Below are 15,914 nucleotides of genomic sequence, written 5' to 3'. Positions count from 1 at the left end.
ACTCCACCCCGTCCCTTCCTGTCCCGGATTCCCGCAACCCCCCGGAGCCGGATGCTCACGGGCGGTAGACCTGGGTCCATGACCACAGACGTCACCTCAGACGGCGCCGCCTGGCTCACCTCCGCCGGTACGTACCCGCGCAGCACCCTCGCCCTCTGGCAGGAGCGCCCGGACGCCCCGGTGGTCCTGCCCTGCGGCACCGTCTTCGACGTGGTGAACGCTCCGGCGATCTTCGGGCGCCGGATGCTGGATCGGCTGTGGGCGGAGGGCCCGGGCTCCGGTCCGGTGGCGGTGTACCGGGGCCGCATGCTCCTGTTCGCCGCCCCCGGCACGGCCCAGCGGCTGCCCTCCCTGCTGGCCTGGGAGGAGTGGGGCAGCCACGGCGACGGCCGCCGCACCGAGGCCGTACCCCCGCTGCTCTGCCACGGCCACGGCGACGCGGTGACCGTCCCGCCCATCGGCCCGGGCACGGGTGCGGACACGTCCGAGGCCCGGGACGGCGCTCGCTGGCTGGTCGCCCCGGACACCCGGCACCCCTGGCTGCCCGGCCCCGAGGTGGTGCTCTGGGCGGCCGTCCGGGCGGCCCGCGCGACCGTGCGGATATCGATTTTTCCTCCCGCCGATCAGGATGCTAAGGTCTACGACGTCAGCAGGCGCCGCTAGCTCAGTTGGTTAGAGCAGCTGACTCTTAATCAGCGGGTCCGGGGTTCGAGTCCCTGGCGGCGCACGCGCAGAACGAGGGCGGTCCAGGTTCGCAAGAACCCGGACCGCCCTCGTCGTCTCTGCCCCACGCCCTCGTCGTTCTCGGCCACGCGCCCGACGGCTTTCAGTCCATGTCCCCCGGTGTGATCTTCACCGTCCACGCCCCGGACGCCGTACGCCCCTCGACCTCCACCTTCACCCCCTCCCCGGGCACGGTGAAGCTCTCCCCGAGCGCGACCGGCGCATCGGCCAGGGGCGGATAGACCGAGTTCTCCCAGCACGCCTCGGTGTGCGGATGGGCGTCGACCACCTCGATCGGGCCACCGCCGGACTCCGCCCCGCCGCGCACCCGGTACACCAGCACCCCCTGCCGGCAGGCCGCCCGGTCGTTCCCGGCCGCCCCCCGCGCCTCGAAGGCCAGCGCGCTGTCCGGCCCGGTGCGCACCACCGCCAGTTTCACGCCGTCCCCCAGTCCGAACGCGGGCGCCCCCGCCGCGCCCTGCACCGCGACACCCGGGCCCGCCTCGAGCGGTTCCAGGGTCAGCCGGGTGGCACCGGTGCCCCGTACACACAGCACCTGGCGCGGATCCAGCCACCCCAGTTTCCACTTGTGCCAGGCGAACAGATCCGGCGCCAGCCCGAACTGGCTGCCCATCAGGTCCCAGTCGCCGACATAGGTGTCCCAGTCACCCTTGCCGTCGACCGGGCGGTGGTAGAGGTCCGGCAGGTCGAGGACATGGCCCGTCTCATGGGCGAGGACCAGCCGGTCCGGCGGGTGTTTCTCGAAGACGGTGACGACCCGCCGCACCTCCGCGCCGTCCACCCGCACCGGAGTGTCCAGATTGACCACCTTCGTGGCGTCGGAGTCCACGCCGGGCGCGTCCGGGTCGGCCACGAAGTAGACGATGTCGTAGCGGGAGAAGTCGACGGCGCCGTCGGCCACCGAGAACGCGTCGCGCAGGTAGGCGGCCCGGTTCTCGGCGCTCCAGTCGCGCCTTATGGCGTACGACGTCGACGGGTGCGGCATGCGCAGCCAGTGGTTCAGCGGGTAGGGGCGGATCGTCGAACGGCCGTAGGAGGCCTGCTCGTAGAAGCGGCTGGTGGCCGGGAAGTGGTCGGCCGTCAATTCGGCGGGTGTGGTGCGCGGGGTGGCGTCCGGAAACGACAGGAAGATCATCACAGCGGACAGCGGCCTGGTCGGGCGCGTGTAGGCGCGGTTCCAGGTGTCCACGCCCTCCGAGTGGTGCGTGTCCGTGCGGTGCAGGGCACAGGGGGCCGGGTCGTAGGGCTCGGCGGCGGACGGGCCGGTCAGGACCGTGGTCGCGGCCAGGGCGGACATCGTGGTGAGCACGGCGGCGGTGCTGCGCAGCTGGGGACGCGGCACGACGGGACCTCCGGATACGGTTCGCGGGATGCCGCACCCAGCTTGTGCGACTTTTGCGCACTGTGCCCTGTTTGTCTGCACCAGAAGGGTGAGGGGCTCCCGGCACACCCGAATGGCCGACACCCCGAAACACTCACGGAACGTCACAACTGGTCGGGGGCCTGAAGAAGCCGTCCAGGTGCGGGCAGAAACGATCTGTCAGAACGGCCGGTCCATCCGCGAGACTGGACAGTGGCTGGAAGGCCCCAGGGCCAGCCTCTATGATCGGCACACTTTCCGGCACGACAGCGATCGAGTGCACTGCGGGAGCGAGCGGTGAGCGGAACGTCCGAAGGGCCGACGCCCGCGGCAGACCTCGACCGGTCAGCCGTCACAGACAGTAACGACAACACCTACTACCGTGTCTTCGCGGCCGCACCGCACGCCATGGCCGTCGTCGGCCGCGAGGGGCTGGTGGTCAGCGCCAACCCCGCCTTCGGCGAGCTGCTCGGCACCGATCCGGCCGAGCTGGCCGGGCGGCCCGCCGCCGACCTGGTCGACCTGGCCTCGGACGCCCGCACCTGGCACGCCTACCGCGAGGTGCTGCGCGGCCGGCAGGCCAGGCTGCGCTGCACCCGCCGCCTGAAACACCCCGAGGGGCACTCGGTGTGGGCGCAGGTCACCGTCTCGCCGCTGGCGGACGGCGCGCCCGGCGTCCTGGTGTCGGTCGCCGACGTCAGCGCCCGGCGGGAACTCCAGGCCCGGCTGCGGCACTTGCAGATGCACGACCCGGTGACCCGGCTGCCCAACCGCACCCTGTTCTTCGAGCGCCTGACGGCGGCGCTGGAGGCGGAGTCGTACGAACAGAGCGGCACCGGCCGGATCGGCCTGTGCTACCTGGATCTCGACGGTTTCAAGGCGGTCAACGACACCCTCGGCCACCGCGTCGGAGACCGGCTGCTGGCAGCCGTCGCCGAGCGGCTGACCAGGGTCGCCGAGGAGGCCGGGTGCGCCCGTGCGGGCACGCCCCTGGTGGCCCGGCTCGGCGGCGACGAGTTCGCGCTGCTCGTGGAGGACTCCACCGGCACGGAACAGGTCGCCGACCTCGCCGAGTCCTGCCTGACGGCCCTTCAGGCCCCCTTCGACCTGGCCGGGCAGCGGCTGTCGCTGTCGGCGTCGATCGGGGTGGTCGAGCGGCACGCGGCCGGCACCACCGCCACCGGTCTGATGCAGGCCGCCGACACGACCCTGTACTGGGCCAAGGCCGACGGCAAGTCCCGCTGGACGCTCTTCGACCCCGAGCGCAACGCGCACCGGATGACCCGTCAGGCCCTGTCCTCCACGCTCCGCCCGGCCATCGACCGGGGTGAGTTCGCCCTGGAGTACCAGCCGTTGGTGGGGATGGAGGACGGCACGCTGAGCGGGGTGGAGGCGTTGATCCGCTGGAATCATCCTCAGTTCGGCAGACTGACGCCGAATCGGTTCATCGGATTGGCGGAGGAGGACGGTTCGATCGTCCCGCTGGGCCGCTGGGCGCTGGGCACCGCCTGCCGGCAGGCCCGCCGCTGGCAGCTGGACCACCCCGGCGAGCCGCCGATCTTCGTCAGCGTGAACGTGGCCGTCCGCCAGGTGTGGGACTCCGACCTGGTGGCGGACGTGGCGGAGACCCTCGCCGAGACCGGTCTCGCCCCGCACCTGCTGCAGCTGGAGCTGACCGAGTCGGCGGTGATGGGTTCGGCCGGCCGGCCGCTCCAGGTCCTCCAGGCGCTCAGCGACATGGGCGTGCGGATCGCCATCGACGACTTCGGCACCGGCTACTCGAACCTGGCGTACCTGAGCCGGCTGCCGGTGTCGGTGCTGAAGCTCGACGGCTCCTTCGTGCGCGGCTTCCAGTACGAGGAGACGACCGCCAAGGGCACGGCGGCCGTCCCGCCGAACCCGGCCGACGAGGTGATCGTCGAGGCGATGATCCAGCTCGCCCACCGGCTCGGGCTCACCGTCACCGCCGAGTGCGTGGAGACCTCGGCGCAGGCCACCCGGCTGCGCCGGATCGGCTGCGACACCGGGCAGGGCTGGCTGTACTCCCGTCCGGTGCCGCCGGATCGTATCTCCGAGCTGCTGGGGACGCAGTCCTACGCGGTGGGCAAGCCGTAGGCGTCGGCGATCAGTTCGTAGGAACGCAGGCGCAGCTCGCCACGGTGGGCGTGCGAGGTGAGCATCAGCTCGTCGGCGCCGGTGCGCCGGTGCAGCTCGTCCAGGCCGGAGCGGACCTCGTCCACCGTGCCGTGCACGATGTTGCCGGTCCAGGAGGCGGCGAACTCCTCCTCCATCGGGCTGAACTCGTACTTCTCCGCCTCGTCGGGGTAGGGGAAGAGGCCGGGCCGCCCGGTGCGCAGCCGGATCATGTTCAGCGCGGTGGCCCGTACCTGCCGGCGGGCCTCGGCCGCCTCGTCGGTGGCGAGCGCGGAGACGCCGATCAGGGCGTAGGGCTCGTCGAGGACCTCCGAGGGCCGGAAGGACTCCCGGTACAGGTCCAGGGCGGGGACGGTGTTGTGCGCCGAGAAGTGGTGGGCGAAGGCGAAGGGCAGCCCGAGCACCCCGGCCAGCCGGGCGCTGAAGCCGGAGGAGCCGAGCAGCCAGATGGGCGGGCGGTGCGGGGACTGGACGCCGCCGGGGCTGGTGCCCTGCACGGGTCCGGGTATCGCGTGGATCCGCCCGTAGCGGTGCCCCTGCGGGAAGTCGTCGTCCAGGAAGCGGGTCAGCTCGGCGAGTTGCTGCGGGAAGTCGTCGGCGCCCTCGTTGAGGGAGTCCGTGCGCCGCAGGGCCGCGGCCGTGGCCCCGTCCGTGCCGGGCGCCCGCCCGAGCCCCAGGTCGATCCGTCCCGGCGCCATCGCCTCCAGCGTGCCGAACTGCTCGGCGATCACCAGGGGCGCGTGGTTGGGCAGCATGACGCCGCCCGAGCCGAGCCGGATGCGGTCGGTGTGGGCGGCGAGGTGGGCGAGGATCACCGCGGGCGAGGAGGATGCGACACCCGGCATGGAGTGGTGCTCGGCCACCCAGTACCGGTGGAACCCGCGCGCCTCGGCCAGCCGGGACAGCTCCACGCTGGTGCGCAGGGCGTCGGTGGCGGTGCGGCCCGCGCCGACGGTCACCAGGTCCAGTACGGAGAGGGGGACGGGGGCGGTCCCGTGCGTGGTGCCCCGGATCTCGTCTGCCGACACGGTGCGTGCCTCCTGTTTCTTCGGCCGTTGCGATGTCCTCCGGCACCTAACAGGAGAGAGTCTCCGTTTATTCCGGAGGGGCGTCCGGGGGGCGGAACCCCCTGGACGCCCGACGTCCCCGCGGCCTCACCGGTCCCGGGAGCGCGGCCTCAGCGCACCTGCACGATCGGCTCGCGGGTGAACAGCGACCCGAGCGCCGGGGCGTTCACCCGCCGGTCGACGAGCCGCAGCGCCTCCCACACGGTCACCTGGTTGGCCGTGAGCACCGGCTTGGACAGCGCCTTCTCCAGCAGCGTCAGATGCGCGGCGGTGTGCAGCGCGGTGTCCGGCAGCAGCACGGCGTCCGCGTCGGCGGCGTCCGCGGCGCGCGCCAGCGTCAGCACGTCCTCCTCCGTCCACGTCCCCACCTCGGCGGCCGTCACGATCCCGGAGGACCGTGTTCCGGTCACTTCCAGACCGCCCGCCCGCAGGAACCGCGCGAACAGCGCGGCCACGTCCTCCGGGTAGGTCGCCCCCACCGCCACCCGCCGTACGCCGATCTCGCGCGCCGCGTGCACGAAGGCGAAGGAGGTGGAGGAGGCCGGCATCCCGGCGCGCTGGGCCAGTCCGCGCACCTGCTCGTGGGCGCCCTCCCAGCCGTGCACGAAGCTGCCGCTGGTGCACGCCCACACGACCGTCTCCGCGCCGGCCAGGCGCAGCGTCTCCACCCCCTCGGCGAGCCGCTCCGCCGAGCCCATCTCGCGCAGCGCATCCACCCGGTGGGCGTCCTCGCCGATGTCGGTGTGGACCAGATCCAGCCGGATGTCGCTGCCCAGGAGCTGCTCGATGCGCGGATAGTCGTCCTCGGCCGAGTGACCCGGGTAAAGGAATCCGAGTGCTGTCATGTCCACCCTTCCTGCTGTTCTTCCGGCAGTACGGGCCATGCGCGCGCCGCCTCGTCCAGCAGCGCCTGGTACGGCCCCACGGCTCGGGTACCCAGTCGGCGCAGCGCCGCCCACATCGTGACCTGGTTGGCCGAGAGGACCGGGATGCGCAGCTCGGCCTCAAGCTGGGGGATCACGTCGTAGGTCGGCAGGTTGGTGCAGGAGATGAACAGGACGTCCGCCGCGCCGCCGCGCGCCGCCCGCCGGGCCATGGCGGCCACGTCCCGGTACGGCACCTGCCAGATGTGCCGGGTCAGACCCATGAACGCGCACCCGGTGACCTCTACGCCGGCCTGGGCGACGTACTCCTCCAGCGCCCGGGTCACCGAGACGGTGTACGGCGTGACCAGGGCGACCCGGCGTGCGCCGAGCTCGGCGAGCGCCTCCAGGAGCGCGCCGGAGGTGGTCAGCGAGGGCAGTGCGCCGGCCCGGCTCATCGCGGCGCACATCGCCCGCTCGCCGGCGATCCCGCCGACGAAACTGCCGGAGGTGCAGGCGTAGGCGACGACCTCGGGGGCGACGGCGGTCAGCGCGCGCACGGCATCGCCGAGGGTCTCGTGCTCGCTGACCAGCCGGGCCAGGTCCAGGCTCACCTCGACCGGCACGAACGGGGTCCGGGTCAGGTGCAGCGAGACCTCGTCGGGCACCCAGCGCCACAGCTCGCGGTCGAGGGCGAAGTCGAAGGGGGCCACGACGCCGACACCGCGCTGGGGGCGGGGACCGCCGAGAAAGGAGACGTCCATGGCAGACACCGGCCTCACGCTCGGAGACGAGTGGGCAACGGATCGTGGGTACGCCCGTGTTGACGAAGGTAGATTCGGGTGCGAGCGTGGTCAATCCGCGCATGTCAGACGCCCGGAGCCGCCCCGTATGACGCCGACACAGCCCACCCTGCTGGTCCTGGACGCCGATCCGCCGCCCCGGCTCGGCCGCCTCACCGGACGCGCCCGCGTCGTACGCACCGACGCGGCGCACCTGGCCGAGCGGCTGCCCACGGCGGACGCCCTGCTGGTGTGGGACTTCGCCTCGCACGCGGTGCGCGAGGCCTGGCCGGGGGACGGGCCACGGCCGCGCTGGGTGCACACCGCGAGCGCGGGCGTGGACCATCTGATGTGCCCCGAACTCGCCGCCTCCGACACGGTGGTGACCAACGCGCGCGGGGTCTTCGACCAGCCCATCGCGGAGTACGTGGCCGCGCTGGTCCTGGCGGTCGCCAAGGACCTCCCCCGCACCCTGGACCTGCAGCGGGAGCGGACCTGGCGGCACCGGGAGGGCAGACGGGTGGCCGGCACGCACGCGTGCGTGGTCGGCTCCGGGCCGATCGGCCGGGCCATCGCCCGCACCCTGAAGGCCCTCGGTGTGACGACGGCGCTGGTCGGGCGGGTGCCGCGGACCGGGATCCACGGGCCCGACGACCTGGACCGGCTGATGGCCCGCGCGGACTGGGTGATCGCGGCGGCGCCGCTCACCGAGGAGACGGACGGCATGTTCGACGCCCGCCGGTTCGGCGTGATGCAGCCCTCGGCGTACTTCTTCAACGTCGGGCGCGGCCGGCTGGTCGTCGAGGACGCCCTGGTCCAGGCGTTGACCCGGCGGTGGATCGCGGGCGCCGCCCTGGACGTGTTCGACGCCGAACCGCTCGCCGGGGACAGCCCCCTGTGGGAGCTGCCCGGGCTGATCGTCTCCCCGCACATGAGCGGTGACACGGTCGGCTGGCGGGACGACCTCGGCGCCCAGTTCCTGGACCTGTACGAGCGCTGGGCGGCGGGCCGGCCCCTGGTGAACGTGGTCGACAAGAAACGCGGATACGTGCCCGGTCACTGACACGGACCCCTTGGAGGGTGCATGCAGCTCACCGACCTGACCGCCGTACAGCTCCTCGACGGCTACCGCAAGGGCGAGTTCAGTCCCGTGGAGGCCACCACCGAGGCCCTGGAGCGGGCGCGGCGGATCCAGCCGGAGGTGAACGCGTTCGTACGGCTGACCGAGCAGGACGCGCTGGCGATGGCCCGCCGGTCTCAGGAGCGATGGCGGCGCGGCGAGCCGGCCGGGCTGGTGGACGGGGTGCCGGTCACCGTGAAGGACATCCTGCTGCTGCGCGGCCACCCCACCCTGCGCGGCTCGAAGACGATCGCGGAGGAGGGGAGTTGGGAGGAGGACGCGCCGTCGGTGGCCCGGCTGCGCGAGCACGGCGCGGTGTTCCTGGGCAAGACGACGACCCCGGAGTACGGCTGGAAGGGCGTCACGGACTCCCCGCTGTCCGGGGTGACCCGCAATCCGCGCGACCCGTCCCGCACGGCGGGCGGCTCCAGCGGCGGCAGCGCGGCCGCGGTGGCGCTGGGCGCGGGCCCGCTGTCGCTGGGCACGGACGGCGGCGGGAGCGTGCGCATCCCGGCCGCGTTCTGCGGGATCTTCGGGCTGAAGCCGACGTACGGCAGGGTCGCCCTGTACCCGGCGAGCGCGTTCGGCACGCTGGCGCACGTGGGTCCGATGACCCGGGACGCGGCGGACGCGGCCCTGATGCTGGACGTCATCGGGGTGCCCGACGCCCGCGACTGGTCGGCGCTGCCACCGCCGCCGGGGTCCTTCACGGCGGCGCTGGCCGACGGGGTGCGCGGGCTGCGGGTGGCGTACTCGCCGTCGCTGGGCGGCCAGGTGGCGGTGGTCCCGGCGGTGGCCGCGGCGGTGCGGCGGGCGGTGGCGGCGCTGGCGGACCTCGGCGCGTACGTCGAGGAGGCCGACCCCGACTTCACCGACCCGGTGGACGCCTTCCACACCCTGTGGTTCAGCGGCGCGGCCCGTGTCGTCCAGAACCTCCCGCAGGAGAGGCGCGCGCTGCTCGATCCGGGCCTGCGCGAAATCTGCGCGCGGGGCGGCAGGTCGAGCGCGCTGGACTATCTGGCGGCGGTGGACGTGCGTATGGACCTCGGCCGGCGCATGGGCCGCTTCCACGAGAGGTACGACCTGCTGCTCACCCCGACCCTGCCGGTCACCGCCTTCGAGGCGGGCGCGGAGGTGCCGAAGGGCTCGGGTCTGAAGCGCTGGACGGGCTGGACGCCGTTCACCTATCCCTTCAACCTCACCCAGCAGCCGGCCGCGACGGTACCGGTCGGCGTGGACGCCGACGGGCTGCCGGCCGGCCTGCAGATCGTGGCCGCCCGGCACCGCGACGACCTGGTGCTGCGGGCCGCCCACGCGCTGTACGGGGCCGGGCTCACGCCCTTCGGAAGCTGAGCGTCTCCCCCGCCGCCCCGGTGCGCCACAGGTCGTTGCAGGCCTCGGCCATCCGGTCGAGGCCGTCGGTGACCTCACCCCAGACGATGCCCGGGACCCAGCCGACGTCGCCGTTGAGGAGCAGGTTGTTGCGTTCGTAGAAGAGGGCGAGGTCGACGACCGTGCTGCCGGGGCGGACCTCCCGGTCGTAGCCGTAGGCCTGGGTGCCCAACTCGGTTCCGGCGAAGGAGAAGTAGCACAGGTCACCCGGGATGGGGGTGACCGTCGGGTTCTCCAGCGGCGGCTCTGCCGTCGCGAACGGAGGGAACAGGGCGTAGATCTCGTTGCGGGCGTACTTGGCGTGGTAGACGTCGCCCGACAGGGGCAGGGCGTCCCATACGGCGGCGCAGGTCAGCGGGGCGCGGTCGGCCAGCAGCCGTGCCGTGCAGTGCACGTCCCGCGTGACCAGCGAGACGTCGACGAATCGTTCGGCCATGCAAACCATGGTGCATAAGTCGAGTGCGCTCGGGTAGCTGCGCCGCCATGGCTCCACCACTTCGGTACGACAACCACACCGGACACGAACTCAGACACAGCCGACGGTCCGTGCTCGCGGGCGCCCTGGCGATCGGCGCGCTGGGCGTCGCGGGCTGCTCGCGCGTGGCCACCGCCTCCGCCACCAGCGGCGGCGAACTGCTCGACCGGATCCGGGCGCAGGGGGTCGTACGGCTCGGCATCGCGGGTGAGATCCCCTTCGGTTACATCGACAGGAACGGCCATCTGACCGGTGAGGCGCCGGAGCTGGCCAAGGCGGTCTTCAAGCGGCTCGGCGTGGACCGGGTGCAGCCGGTGCCGACCGAGTTCGGCTCGCTGATCCCGGGTCTGAACTCGCAGCAGTTCGACGTCGTGGCGGCCGGGATGTACGTCACCCCGGAACGCTGCCAGCAGGTGATCTTCGCGGATCCCGACTACCAGATGCTGGACTCCTTCGTCGTGCCCAAGGGGAACCCGAAGGGGCTGCGCGACTTCAAGGACGCCCTGGCCAAGAAGGCCAGGTGCGCCACCGGAACCGGGTACGCCCAGATCCAGCACGCGGTGGAGGCCGGGTACAGGCAGGACGACCTGGTGATCGTCCCCGACCAGGTCGCCGGGCTCAGCGCCGTGGAGACCGGGCGGGTCGACTTCTTCGCCGGCACCGCCGTCACCGTCCGCCAGGTGGCGGCGGGCTCGGGCAAGGCGGAGGCAGTCAAGCCCTTCGTGCCGATCGTGGGCGGCAAACCGCACATCGAGGGCGGCGCGTTCGCGTTCCGGCCCACCGAGACGAGGCTGCGGGACGCCTTCAACGTCGAGCTGCACCGGCTCAAGAAGAGCGGTGAACTGGCGCGGATCCTGCGGCCGTTCGGCTTCACCCGGGCCGAGATGACCGACCTGACCGCGAAGGAGCTGTGCCGGGGATGACCACGGGCCTGTGGCAAATCGTGCTCGAGGGGACGTGGATCACCGTCCAACTGCTGGTGTACAGCGCGCTGCTGGCCGCGGTGGTCTCCTTCGTGGTCGGCGTCGCGCGCACCCATCGGTCGCGCGCCGTCCGCTTCCTCGCCGGCTTCTACACCGAGGTGTTCCGCGGCACCTCCGCGCTGGTGATGATCTTCTGGGTGTTCTTCGTGCTGCCGGTCGCCTTCGGCTGGCAGCTGGTGCCGATGTGGGCCGGCACGCTCGCGCTCGGCCTGACCTACGGCGCGTACGGCGCGGAGATCGTGCGCGGCGCGCTGCGGTCCGTCGACCCGGCGCAGCGGGAGGGCGGCATCGCGCTCAGCTTCTCGCCCTGGCAGCGGCTGAGGCTGATCCTGCTGCCGCAGGCCGTGCCGGAGATGATCCCCTCCTTCTCCAACCTGCTGATCGAACTGCTCAAGGGCACCGCGCTGGTTTCCATCACCGGCATGGGTGACCTGGCGTTCAGCGGCAACCTGGTGCGCCTCGCGCTGCAGGAGAGCGGGCGGATCTACACCTATCTGCTGCTGATCTACTTCGTGATCGCGTTCCTGCTCACCCGTGGCATGCGAACGCTGGAACGCCGGACGAAGGCGGGGGTGGCCCGATGAAGTGGGACTGGGGAGCCGTCGGTGACTTCATGCCGTACTTCTGGGACGGCCTGCTCATCACCCTCGAGGCACTGGCCCTCGGGTCGGTGATCTCGTTCGCCCTCGGGCTGGTGTGGGCCCTGCTGATGCGGTCGCCCACACGCTGGGTGCGCTGGCCGGTGGGTGTCGTCACGGAGTTCGTCCGGGACACCCCGCTGCTGGTGCAGCTGTTCTTCCTCTTCTACGTGCTGCCCGAGTGGGGACTGACCCTCTCCCCGCTGGCCACCGGTGTCCTCGGGATCGGGCTGCACTACTCGACGTACACGATGCAGGTCTACCGGGCCGGCATCGAGGCGGTGCCGACGGGCCAGTGGGAGGCCGCGACGGCGCTGAGCCTGCCCGTGCGCCGCACCTGGACGGCGGTGATCCTGCCGCAGGCGGTGCGCCGGGTGGTGCCGCCGCTCGGCAACTACGTCATCTCGATGCTCAAGGACACGCCGATGCTGATGCCGATCGGCGTGCTGGAGATGCTGGGCCGGGCGCGGCTCGTCTCCCAGCAGCACTTCCAGTTCACCGAGCCCCTGACGGTGATCGGCGTCGCCTTCATCGTCATCTCCTACCTGGCCTCCCTTCTCCTGCGCACCCTGGAGCGACGTCTTGTCCGTTGAGACCCGTAAACAGCCGGCCACCGCCGGCACGCAAGCGAGCGAGCTGATCCGTCTGGAGGGCGTCACCAAGCGGTTCGGGGACAACACCGTCCTCGACGGTCTCGACCTCTCCGTGGACACCGGCCGGCACGTCACCCTGATCGGCCCCTCCGGCTCCGGCAAGACCACGATCCTGCGGTTGCTGATGACCCTGCTCAAGCCGGACGAGGGCACCATCACGGTCGGCGGCGAGCGGCTCTTCCCGGCGTCCGAGAAGCAGGTCCGGGAGGTCCGGAAGACGATCGGGATGGTGTTCCAGCAGTTCAACCTGTTCCCGAACATGACCGTGCTGCGCAACGTCACGGAGGCTCCGGTGACCGTGCTCGGCCTGTCCAAGGACGAGGCGGAGGAGCGGGCCCGGGAACTGCTGGAGCTGGTGGGCCTGTCCGACAAGTGCGACGCCCGGCCCACCCAGCTGTCCGGCGGGCAGCAGCAGCGGGTGGCGATCGCGCGGGCGCTGGCCATGCGGCCCCGGGTGCTGCTGCTGGACGAGGTGACCTCGGCGCTCGACCCGGAGCTGGTCGCGGGCGTCCTCGACCTGCTCAGGGACATCGCCCGCAGCACGGACATCACCATGCTCTGCGTGACCCACGAGATGGGTTTCGCCCGCGACATCTCCGACCAGGTACTGATGTTCGACTCGGGCCGGGTCATCGAGGCGGGCCCGCCGGAGAAGATCTTCAGCGATCCGGAGCAGGAGCGGACCCGGGAATTTCTCAGCGCGATCCTGTGACCGTGATCCTCCGACTACGAGAAGTGAACGCACGATTACACCAGGTCCGATGGACGGCGCATGTCGCTGGCACATGCCAGCGGGCTGGTGCCGCAGCTGAGAGGCACCGGCAGCGCCACATTCTCGCCAACAACCGCTTCCCATCCGGCCTTTGCCGGTTATCGTGGAGGGGTTCCGGCAACCGGATCGCGGCCCAGAGAGCGAGCGCAGGGGGACCACCGTGGCGCTGATGCACGAGCCGACCGCCCCGTACCACTCCGCCCAGGACGCGCTGCGCGTCCTGGAGACCGTGGCACGGCACTCCACCGGCGTCACCGACACCGAGCTGACCCGCCACACCGGCCTGGAGCCCGAGCGGCTGGCCGCCCTGCTGCGCATGCTGCGCCGCGAGGGGTACGTCGAACAGGTCACCGACGGCGCGTACGTCACCGGGGCGGCGCTCAGCCGGCTCGGCTCGGCCCACCACCGCGAGCAGGCCCTGCGCGAGAAGATCCAGCTCACCCTGGACCGGCTGCGCGACTCGGTCGGCGCGGCCGTCTACATCAGCCGGTACGTGGACGGCGAGGTCAGGGTCACCCAGTACGCCGACGGGCCGGCCACCCCGGCGGTCAACGAGTGGGTGGACTTCCGCTGCTCCGCACACGCCACCGCCGTCGGCAAGAGCCTGCTGACCCAGCTCGACCACAACGGCCGCCGCGACCACCTCTCCCGGCACAAGATGGCCCGCCTCACCTCGCGCACCATCACCAGCGACAAGCTCCTGCTCTCCCGCCTGGAGTCCCAGCCGCCCACGGTGCCCGTGCTGGACCTCCAGGAGTACGCGATCGGCACGGTGTGCGCGGCGGTCCCGATCACGGCGGGCTCCTCGGTGGGCTGCCTGGCCCTCTCCCTCCCGGTCGAGCACGCCCACCGCCTGCGCCAGGCGGCGGACCGGCTGAACCGGGGCGCGGCACCGGTCCTGCTGTCGCTCGCGATCTAGTGCCGTGACCGGGGGTGGTCATCAGCACCCCCGCGGACCAGGTAGTATTTTCTTCGTCGCCGGCCGCCGAAGGCGGAGGGCGGGAGTCATGCGCCGCTAGCTCAGTTGGTTAGAGCAGCTGACTCTTAATCAGCGGGTCCGGGGTTCGAGTCCCTGGCGGCGCACAGATGAGGGGCCTCTCGCGGGAGCGAGGGGCCCTTCGACGTCCGCCCGGGTCAGTCTCCGGTAGGCCTCCTCCCCCGGCGGCCGCCACCACACCGGATCCGCGCACCGGAAGCCCTCCTTCCGCAGTCCCGCCCGGTGGATCTTGTTCGTCGCGGTGACCGGCATCCGCTCCACGACCCGGACGAACCGGGGCGCCATCTTCGTGCCGAGGTCGGGCTGACGGGCCAGGAACCCGGCGAAGGCGGCCGGATCGAAGGTCCCGGCGATCGTCGCCATCACCTGGTCGCCGGTCACCGGGTCCGGCACCGCGTACACGGCGACCGCGGCGGCACCCTCGTACCGGGCCAGGATGTTCTCGATCATCGCGGCGGCCAGGTTCTCGCTGTCGACCCGGATGCGGTCGTCGCCGCGGCCCGCGAAGTGGAGCCAGCCGTCGGCGTCCCGGTAGAAAAGGTCACCGGTCCAGTACCAGCCCTCCCGCCGCCGCTCCCGCTCCGCGTCCCGGTTGCGCCAGTAGCCCTCGAAGAGGCTGGGCCCCTGGTTCACCAGTTCCCCTATCGCCTCGTCCCCGTTCAGCAGCCGTCCGGCCGAGTCGAAGCGGGCCGGCGGGCACTCCTCGCCCGTGTCGGGGTCGAGGACGACGAGACCGGGCGCCGCCCGTCCCACCGCCCCGGCCGGCGTGCCCGGCGACCACTGGATCGCCGCCCCGCCCTCCGAGGAGCCGTAGCCCTCCACCAGCCGCACCCCGAAGCGCCGCTCGAAGGCCGCCGCGTCCACCGCCCCCGCCTCGGTGCCGAAGCCCAGCCGCAGCGGATGCTCCCGGTCGTCCGGGCGCGGCTCGGTGGCCAGGATGTACTGCACCGCCCGGCCGACGTAGGTGAAGTACGTCGCCCGGTACCGGCGCACGTCCGCCAGGAACCCGGACGCCGAGAACCGCCGCCGCAGCGCCACCCCGGCCCCCGCCGCCAGCGCCGGCGCCCAGTCGGCGATCACCGCGTTGCCGTGGAACATCGGCATGCACACGTAGTGGACGTCGTCCGGGCGCACCCCGAACCGCCCGGCGAGCGAGTGCCCGGCGGCGGCCAGCCGGCCCTGGGAACACAGGGCGGCCTTGGGGGCGCCGGTGGAACCGGAGGTGAAGTAGAGCAGGAACCGGTCGGCCGGGGTGGCCCCCGAGGGGTCGGGCACGGCGCCGGCGTAGGGGGCGAGGAGGTCCTCGTACTCCGGGGTGTCGGTGACCAGGAGGCGCACCCCGGGCAGGTCGAGGCCGGTCAGGAGCGGCAGATGGTCGGTCCGGGTGACCAGCAGCGAGCACTCGGTGTGCAGGATGTCGCGGGCCAGTTCGGGGCCCCGGCGGGTGGGGTTGATCCCGGCGACCGCTGCCCGGGCGAGGGCGGCCCCGGCCAGCCACAGCGGGAACTCCGGTGTGTTGTCGAGCAGGACGCCGACGTGCGGTTCGGCGCCGGGTGGCAGCAGGTCGGCCAGCAGCGCCGCCCGGACCGCCGCCCCGGCCGCGACCTCGTGGTGGGTCAGCACCCTCCCCCTGGCTCCCGGCTCCGCTCCTGCCGGGGGGACCCCCATCTCGCACCACAGCCCCGGCCGGTGGTCGCCCCACCGTGCCGCCACCAATTCGGCGACCGTGCGCCCCCCGGCCTCCTCGGATCCGCTGGATCCCCTGGATTCCCTGGATTCCATGGGGCGCACGGTAATTGACGTACCGTCAGATGTGGAGGTCTGCGACTGTGAGGATGATCGTGTTCCGCACGGGGCCGCGGCTTGACCCGGTCTGCGACTGACCAAGGTGTCCTGAGCGCCGATCTGTCGGCC

15 protein-coding genes and 2 tRNA genes are annotated in these 15,914 nt (G+C 72.2%); 11 read left to right on the top strand and 6 right to left on the bottom strand.

Features of this window, described 5'->3' with window-relative positions:
• The first annotated feature begins 51 nt into the window (after window positions 1-51).
• Window positions 52-663, top strand: coding sequence for a bifunctional DNA primase/polymerase (locus ACFYMM_RS12490; protein WP_388385820.1), 612 nt, complete (start codon window positions 52-54; stop codon window positions 661-663).
• Window positions 654-727: transfer RNA gene (locus ACFYMM_RS12485), tRNA-Lys, on the top strand. Before ACFYMM_RS12490 ends, ACFYMM_RS12485 begins: the two co-directional genes overlap by 10 nt.
• 99 nt (window positions 728-826) lie before the next feature.
• On the opposite strand, the gene ACFYMM_RS12480 is transcribed toward ACFYMM_RS12485, so the two are convergent.
• Window positions 827-2,086, bottom strand: a complete 1,260-nt coding sequence (locus ACFYMM_RS12480; protein ID WP_388385819.1) for a M6 family metalloprotease domain-containing protein — start codon at window positions 2,084-2,086, stop codon at window positions 827-829.
• A 315-nt stretch (window positions 2,087-2,401) separates the two neighbouring features.
• Between ACFYMM_RS12480 and ACFYMM_RS12475 the strand changes: the two genes are divergently transcribed.
• The gene (locus ACFYMM_RS12475) at window positions 2,402-4,219 is read left to right on the top strand and encodes a putative bifunctional diguanylate cyclase/phosphodiesterase (protein WP_388385818.1); all 1,818 of its coding nucleotides are present in this window, start codon (window positions 2,402-2,404) and stop codon (window positions 4,217-4,219) included.
• Here the strand turns inward: ACFYMM_RS12475 and ACFYMM_RS12470 are convergent.
• The 3 genes from ACFYMM_RS12470 to ACFYMM_RS12460 form a co-directional block, all read right to left on the bottom strand.
• The gene (locus ACFYMM_RS12470; RefSeq protein WP_388385817.1) at window positions 4,198-5,286 is read right to left on the bottom strand and encodes an LLM class flavin-dependent oxidoreductase; all 1,089 of its coding nucleotides are present in this window, start codon (window positions 5,284-5,286) and stop codon (window positions 4,198-4,200) included. The two genes, ACFYMM_RS12475 and ACFYMM_RS12470, sit on opposite strands and share 22 nt — an antisense overlap.
• Before the next feature lie 149 nt (window positions 5,287-5,435).
• Window positions 5,436-6,170, bottom strand: a complete 735-nt coding sequence (locus ACFYMM_RS12465; protein WP_388385816.1) for a decarboxylase — start codon at window positions 6,168-6,170, stop codon at window positions 5,436-5,438.
• Window positions 6,167-6,952 carry a decarboxylase gene (locus ACFYMM_RS12460; protein ID WP_388385815.1) on the bottom strand — a complete coding sequence of 262 codons (786 nt, stop codon included), beginning with the start codon at window positions 6,950-6,952 and terminating at the stop codon, window positions 6,167-6,169. The genes ACFYMM_RS12465 and ACFYMM_RS12460 overlap by 4 nt, the downstream gene beginning before the upstream one ends.
• Before the next feature lie 127 nt (window positions 6,953-7,079).
• Between ACFYMM_RS12460 and ACFYMM_RS12455 the strand changes: the two genes are divergently transcribed.
• A complete protein-coding gene (locus tag ACFYMM_RS12455) occupies window positions 7,080-8,033 on the top strand; it encodes a D-2-hydroxyacid dehydrogenase (protein ID WP_388385814.1) in 954 nt (317 codons plus the stop codon).
• Between the two features lie 21 nt (window positions 8,034-8,054).
• Complete coding sequence (locus ACFYMM_RS12450) at window positions 8,055-9,443, top strand: amidase (protein WP_388385813.1); 1,389 nt, start codon at window positions 8,055-8,057, stop codon at window positions 9,441-9,443.
• Here ACFYMM_RS12450 and ACFYMM_RS12445 read toward each other — a convergent pair.
• Window positions 9,424-9,918, bottom strand: a complete 495-nt coding sequence (locus tag ACFYMM_RS12445) for a DUF3830 family protein (protein ID WP_388385812.1) — start codon at window positions 9,916-9,918, stop codon at window positions 9,424-9,426. The genes ACFYMM_RS12450 and ACFYMM_RS12445 overlap by 20 nt on opposite strands.
• A gap of 47 nt (window positions 9,919-9,965) precedes the next feature.
• Here ACFYMM_RS12445 and ehuB point away from each other — a divergent pair, with 47 nt between their 5' ends.
• From ehuB to ACFYMM_RS12415, 6 genes are all read left to right on the top strand, one after another.
• Window positions 9,966-10,880 (top strand): ectoine/hydroxyectoine ABC transporter substrate-binding protein EhuB, encoded by a 915-nt coding sequence (gene ehuB, locus ACFYMM_RS12440; protein WP_388385811.1) that lies wholly within the window; start codon window positions 9,966-9,968, stop codon window positions 10,878-10,880.
• A complete protein-coding gene (gene ehuC / locus ACFYMM_RS12435) occupies window positions 10,877-11,524 on the top strand; it encodes an ectoine/hydroxyectoine ABC transporter permease subunit EhuC (RefSeq protein ID WP_388385810.1) in 648 nt (215 codons plus the stop codon). The genes ehuB and ehuC overlap by 4 nt, the downstream gene beginning before the upstream one ends.
• On the top strand, window positions 11,521-12,171 hold the full coding sequence (gene ehuD, locus ACFYMM_RS12430) for an ectoine/hydroxyectoine ABC transporter permease subunit EhuD (protein ID WP_388385809.1): 651 nt from the start codon (window positions 11,521-11,523) through the stop codon (window positions 12,169-12,171). The genes ehuC and ehuD overlap by 4 nt, the downstream gene beginning before the upstream one ends.
• On the top strand, window positions 12,161-12,943 hold the full coding sequence (ehuA, locus tag ACFYMM_RS12425; protein WP_388385808.1) for an ectoine/hydroxyectoine ABC transporter ATP-binding protein EhuA: 783 nt from the start codon (window positions 12,161-12,163) through the stop codon (window positions 12,941-12,943). The genes ehuD and ehuA overlap by 11 nt, the downstream gene beginning before the upstream one ends.
• Window positions 12,944-13,163: 220 nt before the next feature.
• The gene (locus ACFYMM_RS12420) at window positions 13,164-13,922 is read left to right on the top strand and encodes an IclR family transcriptional regulator (RefSeq protein ID WP_388385807.1); all 759 of its coding nucleotides are present in this window, start codon (window positions 13,164-13,166) and stop codon (window positions 13,920-13,922) included.
• 90 nt (window positions 13,923-14,012) lie between these two features.
• Window positions 14,013-14,086 (top strand) — tRNA-Lys (locus tag ACFYMM_RS12415).
• Here the strand turns inward: ACFYMM_RS12415 and ACFYMM_RS12410 are convergent.
• Complete coding sequence (locus tag ACFYMM_RS12410) at window positions 14,052-15,782, bottom strand: AMP-binding protein (RefSeq protein WP_388385806.1); 1,731 nt, start codon at window positions 15,780-15,782, stop codon at window positions 14,052-14,054. The two genes, ACFYMM_RS12415 and ACFYMM_RS12410, sit on opposite strands and share 35 nt — an antisense overlap.
• Window positions 15,783-15,914 lie beyond the last annotated feature (132 nt).

The sequence above is a fragment of the Streptomyces sp. NPDC006739 genome, from assembly GCF_042869815.1.
Taxonomy (GTDB): domain Bacteria; phylum Actinomycetota; class Actinomycetes; order Streptomycetales; family Streptomycetaceae; genus Streptomyces.
This window is presented reverse-complemented; position numbering and strand designations above follow the sequence as displayed.